Below are 15,251 nucleotides of genomic sequence, written 5' to 3'. Positions count from 1 at the left end.
CACATGGCAATGTATCGTAAACTAGGACGCTCAACTGATCAAAGAATTGCAATGTTTAGAAGTCTTGCAACTAATTTGTTGAAGTACGGAAAAATTGAAACTACTGTCACTAGAGCAAAAGAAACTAGAAAATTTGCTGAAAGAATGATAACTCTTGGAAAAAGAGGAGATCTTCATGCTAGAAGACAAGCACTTGCATTCATTACAGAAGAAAGTGTAGTTAAAGATTTATTTGACAATATTGCACCCAAGTATGCTGAAAGAAACGGCGGATATACTAGAATAATGAAAATGGGTCCAAGAAGAGGCGACGCGGCAGAAATGAGCATAATAGAATTAGTATAGTTTGAACAAAGGGGATTAAGTGAAATCAAACTTAGTCCCCATTTTCTTATAAATATTTATAGATGTAGGGAGTGACACTTATGGGTGAAAAAATGGTTATATGTAGTAATCTTGTTTACAGATACCCTCAAAGTGAAGATGAAGAGCCTAAAGTAGCCATAGATGGATTAAATTTAGAGGTTAATAAGGGTGAATTTTTAGTAGTACTCGGCCATAATGGCTCAGGAAAATCTACTTTTGCTAAACATATAAATGCTCTATTAATACCTACTGAAGGGGAAGTCTATGTAGATGGACTACAAACTTCGCAGGAAAGCAATTTATGGAACATTAGGAATGTAGCTGGAATGGTATTTCAAAATCCGGATAACCAAATTGTTGCAACCATCGTAGAGGAAGATGTAGCGTTTGGTCCAGAAAATTTAGGCATAGATCCCAGTGAAATTAGGAAAAGAGTAGATGATTCATTAAAAAATGTACAAATGTACGAATATAAAAAACATGCTCCACATTTACTTTCAGGTGGTCAAAAACAAAGAGTAGCTATTGCAGGTATTCTTGCCATGAGGCCAAAGTGTATTGTATTTGATGAGCCTACGGCTATGCTTGATCCATTTGGTAGAAAAGAAGTTATTCGAACTATTAAAGAAATAAATAAAAAGTATGGTATAACGATAATTCTAATAACTCATAATATGGAAGAAGCAGTTGAAGCAGATAGAATTGTAGTTATGGATAATGGTAAAATTGTAATGAATGGAAAACCGAGAGAAATATTTAGGAACGTTTCCCTTATGAAAAAAATAGGTCTAGATGTTCCACAAGTAACAGAACTGGCATACGAACTTAAACAAAATGGTATTAATATAGAATCAGATATATTAACTATAAATGAGATGGTGAATGCATTATGTCAATTAAAATAGAGAATTTAACACATATATATATGCCAAAGACTCCTTTTGAAAAAAAAGCTATAGATGATGTATCTATAGAAATAAAGCAAGGAGAATTTGTTGCACTAATTGGGCATACAGGCTCAGGAAAATCAACTCTAATACAACATATAAATGGACTTTTAAAACCAACTTCAGGTAGTCTATTAATAGACGACATAGATATAACAGTGAAAAAAGCAAAATTGACAAACATAAGAAAAAAAGTTGGACTAGTATTTCAATATCCTGAATATCAACTTTTTGAAGAAACTATTGAAAAAGACATTGCTTTTGGACCACATAATTTGGGTCTAGATAATGATGAGATAAATAAAAGAGTTCGAAGGGCAATGAGAATTGTTGGACTGGACTATGAGCAGTATAAGGACAAATCACCTTTTGAAATAAGTGGTGGTCAAAAGAGAAGAGTTGCCATAGCCGGGGTTGTGGCTATGGAGCCAAAGGTCTTAATTCTAGATGAGCCAACAGCGGGACTGGATCCAAAAGGAAGAGACGATATATTAAGTAAAATTGTTGAGCTGTACAAAGAGAACGATATGACCATAATACTCGTATCTCATAGTATGGAAGACGTTGCGAAAGTTGCAAATAGAATTATAGTAATGGATAGTGGAAAGTGTATCTTAGATGGAACACCAGCGGAAATATTTAAACAAATAGAAATATTAGAAAGTGTAGGACTTGCCGTACCGCAGGTAACATATTTAATTAGGGAACTACGTAATAAAGGGTTTGATATATCTGAGGATATATTTACCATAGAAAAAGCTAAGCAAGAATTGCTTAAAATATTAAAAAATAAGCAGTAAAATTTTTTTGTCTAATAAGATATTATATAGAAAACAGTAATGTGTGATTCTTATAACACATTGGAGGAATTCGTATGATCAAAGATATTACAATAGGTCAATATATACCGGGGGAGTCTTTTGTACATAAATTAGATCCAAGATTAAAGATATTGATATCTCTGCTATTTATTGTTGATCTATTTTTAGTAAATAATTTTAAAGGCTATTTATTTGTAGTTATATTTATTTTAATCACAATATTAATATCTAATTTGTCTTTTAAGTATATTTACAAGGGATTAAAGCCAATATTAGTATTATTAATTATTACAGCAGTATTAAACATCTTTATGACTACAGGAAAAGAGTTAATTTGGCACTGGGGATTTATAAGTGTATATAAAGAAGGGTTAATAATTGCAGCCTTTATGATAATTAGATTAGTGTTCTTAATTATGGGTACATCTATACTTACACTTACAACCTCTCCAATAGAGCTAACTGATGGGATAGAAAACCTGCTAAAGCCCTTTAAAAGAATAGGAGTGCCAGCTCATGAACTCGCAATGATGATGACTATTGCACTAAGATTCATTCCGACGTTAATGGATGAGACGGATAAGATCATGAAAGCACAAATGGCAAGGGGTGCAGACTTTGAGTCTGGTAATTTGATAAGTAGGGCTAAAAGTTTAATTCCTATTTTAGTACCATTGTTTATAAGTTCTTTTAGACGTGCTGATGAACTCGCAATGGCTATGGAATCAAGATGTTATAAAGGTGGAGAAGGAAGAACGAGGATGAAACAGCTAAAGATAACAAACAAAGACTATATTGCAAGCTTTGCGTTTACACTGTTATTTGTTATTACTATAGCTTTCAGAACATAATCTTCTTGTAGAGCGAAAAGGATGTGAAGCGGTGAGAAATATAAAGCTTCTAATAGAATATGATGGAACAAATTATGCAGGATGGCAAAGGCAAAAGAATATAATGACTATTCAAGAAAAAGTAGAGAGTGCTATTGAAGAGATTACAGGTGAAAAAGCTCAAATTACTGGGTCTAGTAGAACAGATGCTGGAGTTCATGCAAAAGGGTATACAGGTAATTTTTATACTAATAGTAAAATATCTGTGGAAAAGTTCGCAGGAGCTATTAATAGTAAACTTCCCTTAGATATTGTAATTTTACATTGCTTTGAGGTTCCTTCTGAGTTTCATTCAAGGTATAATAGTACTGGGAAGATGTATAGTTATACTATACTTAATAGGTATGAAGCTGCTGCTGTAGGTCGCAATTATATCTATCATCATAAACAAGTATTAGATGTAGAGGCTATGAAAGTAGCTGCTGAGTATTTTATAGGTACCCATGACTTTTCTGCATTTAAAAATTTAGGTAGTTCTGTAAAAACTTCTGTGAGAACTATCACAAAGCTAGATATCACAAAGAATGGAGATATCATAAAAATATATATTGCAGCTGACGGTTTTCTTTATAATATGGTTAGAATAATAGTTGGATCACTAGTTCGTGTTGGTGAAGGCAAGATTAAACCTAGCGAAATAAAAGATATAATTCTATCAAAAGAGCGAGAAAGGGCTGGAAAATCCGTTCCACCCGGTGGATTATGCTTAGAAGAAGTTTTTTATTAAAATAAAACTCTAATAATTGCAATATCTTGTGTAAAAACATTGACACACCCGGTAGAATGTATTATACTTATTAATGTTTGAATATATTATCGTGTAATGAGATCCACTAGCCCCGGATCTTTAGCATAGAAATTAAATTGTTAAAAGTTCAGGGAGGGAAAATAATGAAATCAAAATCATTTATAGCAAAACCACTAGAAATAGAAAGAAAATGGTTCGTTGTTGACGTAGAAGGAAAAGTTTTAGGAAGAGCAGCAAGCCAAATAGCTTCAATATTAAGAGGAAAACATAAACCAACATTTACACCATCTGTGGATACTGGTGACTTTGTAATCGTAATAAACGCTGATAAGATCGTTTTAACTGGTAAGAAATTAGACCAAAAAATGTTAAGACATCACTCTTTTTATCCAGGTGGATTAAAAGAAGTTCCATATAGAGTAGCAATGGTTAAAAAACCTGAGTTTATTTTTGAAGAGGCAGTAAGAAGAATGCTTCCAAAAGGACCACTAGGTCGTCAAACAGCTAAAAAAATGACTGTTTACAGAGGACCAGAACATAAGCACCAGGCACAAAATCCAGAAACATTAGTGCTTAAATACTAATCAGGTTAGGAGGGAGTAAATATAATGGCAAAAGTTCAATATATAGGAACAGGAAGAAGAAAGAAATCAGTTGCGAGAGTTAGACTTATACCTGGAGAAGGTAAAATTGTTATAAATAAAAGAGCAATAGAAAATTATTTCGGATTAGAAACTTTAATGCTTATAGTTAACCAACCACTAGTGTTAACTGGAACTAAAGATAAATTCGATATATTAGTTAATGTTCACGGTGGCGGATATACAGGTCAAGCCGGTGCAATAAGACATGGTATTTCAAGATCACTTCTTAAAGCTGATGAAACTTTAAGACCAGAACTTAAAAAAGCAGGATTTTTAACAAGAGATCCAAGAATGAAAGAAAGAAAGAAATACGGTCTTAAAAAAGCAAGAAAAGCATCTCAGTTCTCAAAGAGATAATATTTTTGTACATAAGAGGGAATATACACTTATTAATAAGTGTATATTCCCTTTTTTTATTTTATAAGAAATAGATAACATTCTGACTCAATATTTATTTTAAAATACGTATAGAAAGAGAAGCATCTGCTAGAATTTGGTGGGTGCTTTTTTACGTCTATTCACTATGCGATATAGAAATAATACTAAATGTGCTACAAGGTGAATAAAATGAACGATAAGAATAAATAAAAGGGTGGGTGCATTGAAATACAGAAACTATAAATTAATTTCTATTGTAATAGTAATCTTTGTAGCAATGGTAAGCTTTATAGTAGTAAATTTAAGCTTGGTCAAAGAAACTATGAATAATGAAAAATTACAAATAGGGGGTAAAAAAATACTCATTGATGCAGGTCATGGGGGAATGGATGGTGGAACAAGTTCAAAAGATGGAACTGTAGAAAAAAACATTAATTTAAGCATAGCATTAAAGCTTAAAGAGAGTCTACAGAAATTAGGATATGAGGTAGTTATGACAAGAGAAGATGATGCAGGACTTTATTCAAGCGGTGGAACTATAAGGGGAAGATACACTGAAGATTTGAAAAAAAGATGTGATTTAAAGAAATCTAGCAATTGTGATATGTTTATTAGCATTCATTTAAATTATTTTACCCAGAGTAAATATTCTGGAGCACAAGTATGGTATTCAGATTATAAAGATAGTGCAGCCCTTGCCGGGGCAATTCAGCATAATCTTAGAGCGGACTTAGATACCAATAATAAAAGAGTACAAAAGCCTGCCAAAAATGCTTATAAGATATTAAGGGAAAATGACATTATGCCAAGTGTTATTGTAGAATGTGGATTTTTATCAAATTATGAAGAAGAACAAAAATTAAAGTCTAATGAATATCAAGAAAAAATTGCAAGTTCCATAAGCAAATCTGTAGGGGAATATTTTATTAGTGCGGCAAAGGAGTAAATAAATATAATAATAGATAAGCCAAAAAGACATATTATCCTAGTAATATGTCTTTTGGCTTGAATTGGACTTAAACAATAGTGCCAATTTATATTTAAGTGTTAATCGTAGGCTACAGAAGAGTCCGCATCAATAAAAATCCACCAAGTTGTTCCAGGCATTAGCGAAACCTCCCCACCTTTTTCATCATTAATTTTTATTGGAGAATTCACTTTTTTGATCCATTTAATATTTTGAGCCATTCCACCGCAAAAGAGCAGTCCAGTGCCATAATTTTCAGATGAAGTTAGGTTATCATCGTTAGTAATAGTACCATGAATAAATTGTATAACAACATTAGAAAGCTTTACAGGAGAATCATTGTCTTTGTCTATTTTTAAACCTCTATAATGATAGTATTCTCCATTTTGATATAAAAAATTTGAGGATGAACCTTCATCAAAAGTTACAAAAATATTTGTTGCGTTTTTACTGTTAATGTCAGACAGTGCAATATTATTAGAAAAATTAAATTTTGGTAGATATGAATTAGAATACTTTTTTAGGTTAATTCCACTAATGTTTTTAGCTACCGCCTGATTAAATATAGCCTTATAAGTTATGCCAGAAGAACCGCTAAGGAACTCAAGAACCACATCTGCACTACTAAGTCCTATAAGTGGACCACCCTTACTAGTATTAATATAAGTTGCAATTTTTGAAGATTTTTCAACATAAGGATTAGAGATTCTTTCACCAGTATATTTAGAGATGTTTATTTGATCTTGTACATAAACATAAGAAGTATGTGTAATAATCCTATAAATAAATATTGAAAGAATTAATACCAAAATTGTACTTAAAAAATATATAACAATAGAAAAATGTTTCTTTATCATAAGGGGCCCACTAAGTATTTATATATACTATTTTAATAATCTTAGTTAGAAAATATAACCATATGAATGAAAACCTTACCAAGTTTATTTGAAAACAGTATTAAACGTAAGACTAAGCTAGATAATGGGGGTTAAATTCTTTATAACAGTAAAAATAACCTAAAATGCTAATAATACAATCATTGAAATGGACTAGTCCACATGGTATTATAAACGTGGTAGTGGATTAGTCCATTAATCCAATATGCTTTGGGAGGGATTTTTATTAACATCGAGATAAACAAAAAAAATGGAGTACCACTTTATATTCAAGTTAAAAATCAAATTATGGATGAAATAAAAAAAGGATCTCTCAAGGTTGGAACAAAAATGCCTACAGAAAGAGAATTATCCCAGAGAATTAATGTAAGCAGAAACACTATAAGTACTGCATATAACGATTTGGAACAAGATGGGGCATTAAAATCCTATCAAGGAAAGGGAACTTTTGTAGTGGAAGAAGCAGTATCTTGGGAAAGTCTAGATATTAAAAAAAAGATAATGAAATTTGTTGATTTAGGACTAGAGGAAGCTTTGGAAATTGGAATGAAACCAGAAGAATTTTTAGACATAGTAAATCAAAGAGTAAATGAAAAAAAACAAATAATGGATAAAATCGTAGCAGTATACGTAGAGTGTAATATTGAACAAGCTAAAATGTTTAGTAGTCAACTTAGTAAAAATAGTAATATGAATGTAACGAATTTAACAATAAATGAATTGCAAAAGATGGACAAGGAGACTAAAGACAAGATTGAAGCGGCTGAGTTTATAATAACCACTTTTAATCACATTAATGAAGTTACAGATTTGACTAAGGGGATTAATAAGGAGATTTTAGGAGTTGCTATTACTCCAAATTTAGAACCAATAGTTAAGATCGCTAGATATGCTTCAAATACAAAATTTGCATTTATATGTATCTCGGAAGAATTTATGTTCAAAATAAGAGGGGCTTTAGAAAAGGCCGGATTATCTGAAGTAGATATAACATACTCCAATACTACTGATAATAATGAGCTTTTGGATATAATGCAAAAATCAGATGTTATGATAGTATCCCCGGGTAGATACAAAGATGTTAAAAATGCAAATTTTAGCAATAAGGAAATAATAGAATTTCTATATAGTCTAGATGATGGCTCAGTAAAAGCGCTTAGGTCAAAGATTATTGAAATAAAGTTCAAAAAATAATGATATAAAAAATTATTTAGGAGGCTTTCAAAAAATGGAAAAAAAGACTTTAATTCTAGGAGTAATAGGATCAGATTGTCACGCTGTTGGTAATAAAATTTTAGATTATGCGCTAACGGAAGCTGGGTTTAATGTTATAAACATAGGAGTTCTTTCTCCACAAGAAGATTTTATAAATGCAGCTGTTGAAACCAATGCAGATGTAATAATAGTATCTTCACTATACGGACATGGAGAAATCGATTGCAGAGGCATGAGAGAAAAATGTGATGAAGCAGGACTTAAGGGTATATTGCTATTTGTAGGTGGTAACATTGTTGTAGGAAAACAAAATTGGGATGATGTACACAGTAGATTTACCACAATGGGATTTAATAAGGTATATCCACCAGGAACAACACTGGAAACCACAATACATGACTTAAAAGAAGCATTAGGCCTATTATAAAATATGTAGGACTATTATAAAATCAATAGGAGTGATATAAGTGGATGCATATTTACTTGTAGATTTTGGAAGTACATACACTAAACTAACTGTTGTAGATATAGAAAAAGAAGAAATAATTGCTGCAGCTAAAGACATAACCACAATTGAAGATAATATAATGATAGGCTATGACAAGGCTTATTCAAAAATAGAACATATATTAAAAGAAAAAAATGTTAACTTTATTAATAAATTAGCATGCTCCTCAGCTGCAGGAGGTCTTAAAATGATAGCTATTGGTCTAGTGCCAGAGTTAACTGCAGAAGCTGCCAAAAGAGCGGCACTTGGAGCTGGGGCTAGGGTGCTGAAAGTATATAGCTATGAATTGACACTTACTGAGATTGAAGAAATCAAAAATTCGGAATTAGATATAATACTTCTTGCAGGTGGAACTGATGGTGGTAACAAGGAATGTATTATACACAATGCCAAGATGTTAGCTGATAATGAGGTTAAATTACCAATAGTTGTAGCTGGAAATAAGGTAGCAACTGATGATATAAGAGAAATATTCACAAAGGCAAAAATGTATTTTACCATTACAAGTAATGTTATGCCACAGTTAAGTAAACTAAATGTAGAGCCCGCTCGCGAAGAAATCAGAAAAGTATTTATGGAAAAAATAGTAGATGCTAAGGGACTCAGCAACGCAGAAGATTTAGTAAGTGGTATTTTAATGCCAACACCAGCAGCAGTCCTAAAGGCTGCAAGGATACTAAGTGAAGGCAGCGATGAAGAAAGTGGCCTGGGAGATTTAATAGTTATTGACATTGGAGGGGCAACCACAGATGTCCATTCTATAGCGGATGGAGAACCTACAAAAGCAGGGGTTACTGTACGTGGCCTCGAGGAGCCATTTGCTAAAAGAACTGTTGAAGGTGACCTTGGTATGAGATATTCTGCAGTTTCACTAAGAGAAGCAGCTGGTAGCAGAAAAATGAGAAAGTATCTAGGGGACACAGATCGAAAAATTGATATTGATGCGAATTGTAAATATAGAATAGAACATATAAAGATGGTTCCAATAACCAAGGAAGAAATAGATTTTGATGAGGCTATGGCAAAAGTAGCCACAGAGTTATCAATGGAGAGACATGTAGGCACTATCGAACACACACTCACACCTATGGGTGCTATGTATACTCAAATAGGAAAAGATCTTATGGAAGTAAAGTACATGATAGGTACAGGTGGAGTATTAATACACAGTGATAATCCGCAAGACATTTTAAAAGCAGGAGCTTTTAATACAGAAGATACAATGTACTTAAAGCCGCGTCATGCTGCTTATTTGCTTGATAAAGCTTATATATTATCGGCTATGGGATTATTATCTCAGGATTATCCAGATAAAGCTGTTAGAATTATGAAAAAATATTTAGTGCAAGTATAATTATTAGGAGGGAATTTTAGTGGAATTAAGAAATAAAAAATGGACTAATGAAGAGTTCTTTGAGGTTAGAAAAGAAGTATTAAACCAATGGCCAACAGGCAAAGAAGTAAATTTAGAAGAAGCTATAGAATACAATAAGAGAGTTCCTGATCACAAAAACTTTGCAAAAAAATTAATTAAAGCTAAAGAAGAAGGAATAACCCTTGCACAACCAAGAGCTGGTGTTGCATTAATTGACAGGCATATCGAACTCCTAAACTTTTTAGAGACAGAAGGTGGAGCAGATTTGCTACCATCAACAATAGATAGTTATACAAGACAAAATAGATATGATGAATGTGAAATTGGAATAAAAGAAAGTATAAGTGAAGGAAGGTCTCTGTTAAACGGATTTCCAGGAGTTAATCATGGAGTAAAAGGCTGTAGACAAGTTTTTGAAGCAATAAATAATCCATTAGAAGCAAGACATGGTACTCCAGATGGAAGGCTCCTCGCTGAAATAACACATGCTTCAGGTTGGACTTCAAATGAAGGCGGCGGTATTTCTTATAATATTCCATATGCTAAAAATGCAACACTTGGAAAAACAATTTTAGATTGGCAGTATTGTGATAGACTTGTTGGCTTTTATGAAGAACAAGGAGTATCAATAAATAGAGAACCTTTTGGACCATTAACAGGAACCTTAGTTCCACCTAGTACCTCAAATGCAATTGCAATAATAGAGTCACTACTTGCAGCAGAGCAAGGAGTTAAAAATCTAACAGTTGGATATGGTCAGTGTGGAAATTTAATACAAGACGTAGCAGCTATAAGAGCTTTAGAAGAGCAATGCGACGAATACTTAAAAGCTAATGGTTATAAAGATATATATTTAACAACAGTTTTACATCAATGGATGGGAGGCTTCCCCGCAGATGAAGCAAAAGCTTTTGGAGTTATATCTACAGGAGCGGCAACAGCGGCACTTGCAGGAGCAACAAAAGTAATAGTTAAAACTACTCATGAAGCTATAGGAATTCCTACTAAAGAAGCTAATGCACAGGGAATAAAAGCTACAAAGATGACTTTGAACTTATTAAGAGGTCAAAGATTGCCTATGTCTCAAGAATTGAAAACAGAGATAGAAGTAATAAAAGCTGAAACAAAGTGCATGATAGACAAGATATATGAAATAGGAAAAGGAGATCTTGCTATAGGATCAGTTAAAGGCTTTGCTATGGGAATCATTGATGTGCCATTTGCACCAAGTAAATTTAATGCTGGTAAAATGATGCCTGCAAGAGATAACAATGGAGCAATAAGATACCTTAAATTTGGTAATATTCCATTTACAAAGGAATTAATAAATTTCAATATGAAAAAATTGGAAGATAGAGCGAAGTTTGAAAATAGAGATGTAAGCTTCCAAATGACAATAGATGATATATTTGCAGTAGGAAAAGGTGTACTTATAGGAAGACCAGAGAAAAAATAAATTTACTAAAATTGCATTAAAAAAATTATAGAAGGATAGGTGTATATTATGAAAATTATTGATGTATTATGTTCAACAGGAAGAACAGGATTTTATTTTGACGACCAAAGAGCTATAAAAAAAGGTGCAGAACATGATGGTTTTACATATGTAGGAGAACCTGTAACAGAAGGCTTTACATCAATTAGACAAGCAGGAGAATCAATATCAGTAATGCTTATACTTGAAGATGGCCAAGTAGCTTATGGAGATTGCGCAGCAGTACAATATTCTGGAGCAGGTGGACGTGACCCATTATTCCTTGCAAAAGATTTTATACCAATCATAGAAAATGAAATAGCACCAAAATTAATAGGTAGAGAACTCACAAACTTTAAAAAACTGGCAGAAGAATTTGACCACATGTTACTTAATGGTAAAAGACTTCATACAGCAATAAGATATGGAATAACTCAAGCTATTCTAGATGCTGTAGCAAAAGCTAAAAAAGTAACTATGGCAGAAATTGTACGTGATGAATACAAAACTGGAGTAGATATTAAGAGAATAGCTATTTTCACACAATCAGGTGATGATAGATATAATAGTTCAGATAAAATGATAATTAAAGGTGCAGACGTAATGCCTCACGCACTAATAAACAATGTAGAAGAAAAATTAGGACTTAAGGGCGAAAAGCTACTTGCTTATGTTCAGTGGTTAAGCGCTAGAGTATTAAAATTAAGAACTGATAAAAACTATAATCCAATATTTCACATAGATGTATATGGAACAATCGGAGTTGCCTTTAATAACGATACAAAAGCTATGGCTGATTATATAGCAACACTTGAAGAAGCTGCAAAGCCATTCGCTTTGAGAATTGAAGGACCAATGGATGTTGAGCATAGAGAAAGACAAATGGAAGCACTAAGAGATTTAACAGCAGAACTAGACAATAGAAAGATTAATGTTGAACTTGTTGCAGACGAATGGTGTAATACTTACGAAGACGTAGTATTATTTGCAGATAATAAAGCAGGACACATGCTTCAAATAAAAACACCAGACTTAGGTGGAGTTAACAACATAATTGAAGCTATACTATACTGCAAAAAACATGGACGTGGAGCATACTGTGGTGGAACATGTAATGAAACTAACAGATCTGCAGAAGTGTGCACAAACATAGCTATGGGTTGTGGAGCAGATCAATGCTTAGCAAAACCAGGTATGGGTGTAGATGAAGGATACATGATAGTTAATAACGAAATGAATAGAGTTGTAGCTCTAGTTAATAGAAAAAAATAAGATAAACAATTAATTTGGGATGGTAAGTATCCTTTTGAAGAATACTTATAGAGGCGGTTTATTTAAACTGCCTTTTCCCATATTTGAAAAATAATTTTAACGATATTTCAGCTTAGAAGAAGATGATTAAAAGGAGAATGAAATGAAAGAAATAAATGTATCTGAAATAACAAAAACAATAAAAAATTTATGTATAGATGCTAATTACTATCTTTCTGATGATATAAGAAACCAATTAAAAAAGGCTAGAGAAAAGGAAACTTGGGATATAGCTAAAGGTATTTTAGATAAGATTTTAATAAATGCAGATATAGCTAAAAATGAAAAAATGCCAATGTGTCAAGATACAGGTATGACTTGTGTATTTATAGAGCTTGGCCAAGAGGTTCATATAGTAGGTGGAAGTCTAGAAGAAGCTATTAATAAGGGCGTAGCAGCAGGATATGAAGAGGGATTTTTAAGAAAGTCAGTAGTTAAAGATGCAATTAACAGAGTAAATACAAAAAATAACACTCCAGCGGTTATATATTATGATATAGTGCCAGGAGATAAATTGAAAATAACTGTAGCTCCAAAGGGGTTTGGTTCAGAAAACATGAGTCAGATTAAAATGCTTAAACCTTCAGATGGACTGGACGGGGTTAAGGAATTTATTTTAAAAGTAGTAAAGGAAGCTGGTCCTAATCCATGTCCACCTATAGTTGTAGGCGTAGGCATAGGTGGGACTTTTGATAAGGCGGCGAACCTTGCTAAAAGAGCAGCAGTTAGACCAACAGAGCAGGCAAACTCAAATCCTTTCTATGCAGAACTTGAAAAAGAACTTACGCAGGAAATAAATAAGCTAGGTATAGGACCTCAAGGTTTTGGTGGAAGAACTACAGCCTTAGCTGTTAATATTGAAACTTATCCAACTCATATAGCAGGTCTACCAGTGGCGGTAAATATAAACTGTCATGCTGCAAGACATGCAGAAGCTGAGTTATAATAAGGATAAGGGGAGGAGAATGTTATGGAGAAGAGAATAACTACGCCACTTACAAAAGATGTAGTTAAAGATTTAAAAGCAGGAGATAGTGTGCTATTATCTGGTGTAATATATACAGCTAGAGATGCAGCGCATAAAAGACTAGTGGACCTTATAGATAAGGGAGAGAAGCTCCCAATAGATGTTAAGGATGCAGTTATATATTATGTTGGACCAACTCCAGCAAAGCCCGGAATGGCTCTTGGATCAGCTGGGCCAACTACAAGCTATAGAATGGATGCCTACGCTCCAAAGCTTTTAGATAAAGGCCTGAAAGGGATGATAGGTAAGGGTCTCAGATCTCAAGAGGTTGTGGACTCTATGATTAAAAATGGTGCTGTATATTTTGCAGCCATTGGTGGAGCAGGAGCACTAATAGGTAAATGTGTAAAGAAGGCAGAAATAGTTACCTATGAGGATTTAGGCTCTGAAGCTATAAGAAGACTTGAAGTAGAGGACTTACCTATAGTTGTGGTAATAGATAGCATGGGTAACAATCTATACGAGCAAGGACAAAATGCTTATTTAGAAAGTGTAAAATAAAATTAACTTAAAGTTTGTGAGAGGTGATACTATGGAAATCAATAAACCAGCCAAAGCGGGTACAATGGAATCTAACGATATATATGTAATGATTATGCCAAACCCTAAGGGCGGTATTGAAATAAATCTTCAAAGTATTGTTATGAAACAATTTGGAGAAGAAATAGAAAGCGTAATAAAAGATACTCTTAAGGAATTAGGGGTTAAAAACATTATTGTAAATGCTCAAGATAAAGGTGCATTAAACTATACAATAAAATCTAGAATAGAAACGGCTACCAAAAGAGCGGAGTAAGAGGTGATTTGTATGAAAAGGTTGAGAAGAACTATGCTTTTTATGCCAGGAAATAATCCAGGCATGCTTCAGAATGCAGGAATTTTAGGTGCCGACTCAATTATATTAGACTTAGAGGATGCTGTAAGTCTAACAGAAAAGGACAGTGCTAGAATTTTGGTAAGAGAAGCAATAAAAAATGTAGATTATAGTAATGTAGAACTTGTAGTAAGGGTAAACCCAATTACCACGGAATTTGCACTAAAGGATATCGATGTAATTGGAAGAGTTAAACCAGATGCATTAATGATACCAAAAGCTACAGAAGAAGAGCTTAAAACTATAGATGAAATGCTTATAAACATAGAAGCGGAAGAAGGTTTTGATGCGGGAAGTATAAAATTAATTCCCATAGTAGAAACAGCTTATGGTCTTCAAAATGTTTATAATATAATAAAATCTTGTGATAGAATAGTGGCTGTTTTACTTGGAGGAGAAGATTTAACTTCAGATTTAGGTATAAAAAGAACCAAAGAAGGAGAAGAAATCTTCTATGCAAGAAATCAAGTAGCAATTGCCTGTAGGACAATGAAGGTGGATTCTATAGATACTCCATTTACAGATACTAGTGATTTTGAAGGCTTAGAAAAGGACACAAGGAAAGCTAAAAGTTTAGGACTTACAGGAAAAGCTGCAATAAGCCCAAAACATATTGATACTATTCATTCTGTATATGCTCCAAATGAGGGCGAAATAAAGTACGCTAAAAGAGTCCTGGGCGCTATGGAAGAAGCAGAAAGTGAAGGAAAAGGAGTATTTTCCTTAGACGGAAAAATGGTAGATGCTCCAGTTATAAATAGAGCTAAAAACACAGTAGAACTAGCAAAGATTTTAGGCCTTATATAAAAA

18 protein-coding genes are annotated in these 15,251 nt (G+C 33.1%); 17 read left to right on the top strand and 1 reads right to left on the bottom strand.

Annotated elements, in window-relative coordinates:
* Window positions 1-3: 3 nt before the first annotated feature.
* From rplQ to cwlD, 8 genes are all read left to right on the top strand, one after another.
* The gene (gene rplQ / locus G9F72_RS24405) at window positions 4-345 is read left to right on the top strand and encodes a 50S ribosomal protein L17 (RefSeq protein WP_071614605.1); all 342 of its coding nucleotides are present in this window, start codon (window positions 4-6) and stop codon (window positions 343-345) included.
* 80 nt (window positions 346-425) lie between these two features.
* Window positions 426-1,271, top strand: a complete 846-nt coding sequence (locus tag G9F72_RS24400; protein WP_164959238.1) for an energy-coupling factor transporter ATPase — start codon at window positions 426-428, stop codon at window positions 1,269-1,271.
* Window positions 1,256-2,113 (top strand): energy-coupling factor transporter ATPase, encoded by an 858-nt coding sequence (locus G9F72_RS24395; RefSeq protein WP_164959237.1) that lies wholly within the window; start codon window positions 1,256-1,258, stop codon window positions 2,111-2,113. The genes G9F72_RS24400 and G9F72_RS24395 overlap by 16 nt, the downstream gene beginning before the upstream one ends.
* A 74-nt stretch (window positions 2,114-2,187) precedes the next feature.
* Window positions 2,188-2,985, top strand: coding sequence for an energy-coupling factor transporter transmembrane component T family protein (locus G9F72_RS24390; protein WP_164959236.1), 798 nt, complete (start codon window positions 2,188-2,190; stop codon window positions 2,983-2,985).
* A gap of 31 nt (window positions 2,986-3,016) precedes the next feature.
* Window positions 3,017-3,751: a tRNA pseudouridine(38-40) synthase TruA gene (truA, locus tag G9F72_RS24385; protein WP_164959235.1), complete on the top strand. Its 735-nt coding sequence runs from the start codon at window positions 3,017-3,019 to the stop codon at window positions 3,749-3,751.
* A gap of 164 nt (window positions 3,752-3,915) precedes the next feature.
* Complete coding sequence (gene rplM, locus G9F72_RS24380) at window positions 3,916-4,356, top strand: 50S ribosomal protein L13 (RefSeq protein ID WP_164959234.1); 441 nt, start codon at window positions 3,916-3,918, stop codon at window positions 4,354-4,356.
* 24 nt (window positions 4,357-4,380) lie between these two features.
* Window positions 4,381-4,773 carry a 30S ribosomal protein S9 gene (gene rpsI / locus G9F72_RS24375; protein WP_125002924.1) on the top strand — a complete coding sequence of 131 codons (393 nt, stop codon included), beginning with the start codon at window positions 4,381-4,383 and terminating at the stop codon, window positions 4,771-4,773.
* A 244-nt stretch (window positions 4,774-5,017) separates the two neighbouring features.
* On the top strand, window positions 5,018-5,740 hold the full coding sequence (gene cwlD / locus G9F72_RS24370) for an N-acetylmuramoyl-L-alanine amidase CwlD (RefSeq protein WP_164959233.1): 723 nt from the start codon (window positions 5,018-5,020) through the stop codon (window positions 5,738-5,740).
* Between the two features lie 101 nt (window positions 5,741-5,841).
* Here the strand turns inward: cwlD and G9F72_RS24365 are convergent, their stop codons facing one another.
* Entirely contained in the window at window positions 5,842-6,618 is a 777-nt protein-coding gene (locus G9F72_RS24365) for a DUF3048 C-terminal domain-containing protein (RefSeq protein WP_164959232.1), read from the bottom strand.
* 249 nt (window positions 6,619-6,867) lie between these two features.
* On the opposite strand from G9F72_RS24365, the gene G9F72_RS24360 reads away from it, so the two are divergent.
* The 9 genes from G9F72_RS24360 (at window position 6,868) to G9F72_RS24320 (ending at window position 15,248) form a co-directional block, all read left to right on the top strand.
* A complete protein-coding gene (locus G9F72_RS24360; protein WP_263487066.1) occupies window positions 6,868-7,851 on the top strand; it encodes a GntR family transcriptional regulator in 984 nt (327 codons plus the stop codon).
* 34 nt (window positions 7,852-7,885) lie between these two features.
* Entirely contained in the window at window positions 7,886-8,299 is a 414-nt protein-coding gene (glmS, locus tag G9F72_RS24355; RefSeq protein WP_164959230.1) for a methylaspartate mutase subunit S, read from the top strand.
* Between the two features lie 40 nt (window positions 8,300-8,339).
* On the top strand, window positions 8,340-9,734 hold the full coding sequence (glmL, locus tag G9F72_RS24350) for a methylaspartate mutase accessory protein GlmL (RefSeq protein WP_164959229.1): 1,395 nt from the start codon (window positions 8,340-8,342) through the stop codon (window positions 9,732-9,734).
* A gap of 19 nt (window positions 9,735-9,753) precedes the next feature.
* Complete coding sequence (locus G9F72_RS24345; RefSeq protein ID WP_164959228.1) at window positions 9,754-11,211, top strand: methylaspartate mutase subunit E; 1,458 nt, start codon at window positions 9,754-9,756, stop codon at window positions 11,209-11,211.
* Between the two features lie 48 nt (window positions 11,212-11,259).
* Entirely contained in the window at window positions 11,260-12,501 is a 1,242-nt protein-coding gene (locus G9F72_RS24340) for a methylaspartate ammonia-lyase (RefSeq protein ID WP_164959227.1), read from the top strand.
* 142 nt (window positions 12,502-12,643) lie between these two features.
* Window positions 12,644-13,486, top strand: coding sequence for a fumarate hydratase (locus G9F72_RS24335; protein ID WP_164959226.1), 843 nt, complete (start codon window positions 12,644-12,646; stop codon window positions 13,484-13,486).
* Window positions 13,487-13,510: 24 nt separating this feature from the next.
* Window positions 13,511-14,068, top strand: coding sequence for a Fe-S-containing hydro-lyase (locus G9F72_RS24330; protein WP_164959225.1), 558 nt, complete (start codon window positions 13,511-13,513; stop codon window positions 14,066-14,068).
* 31 nt (window positions 14,069-14,099) lie between these two features.
* On the top strand, window positions 14,100-14,363 hold the full coding sequence (gene citD, locus G9F72_RS24325; protein WP_164959224.1) for a citrate lyase acyl carrier protein: 264 nt from the start codon (window positions 14,100-14,102) through the stop codon (window positions 14,361-14,363).
* 12 nt (window positions 14,364-14,375) lie between these two features.
* Window positions 14,376-15,248: an HpcH/HpaI aldolase/citrate lyase family protein gene (locus tag G9F72_RS24320; RefSeq protein WP_164959223.1), complete on the top strand. Its 873-nt coding sequence runs from the start codon at window positions 14,376-14,378 to the stop codon at window positions 15,246-15,248.
* The last annotated feature ends 3 nt before the right edge of the window (window positions 15,249-15,251 follow it).

This window comes from Clostridium estertheticum, from assembly GCF_011065935.2.
GTDB lineage: Bacteria > Bacillota > Clostridia > Clostridiales > Clostridiaceae > Clostridium_AD > Clostridium_AD estertheticum_A.
The sequence above is the reverse complement of the archived record's forward strand: the minus strand, read 5'-3'. Positions and strand labels throughout refer to the sequence as shown.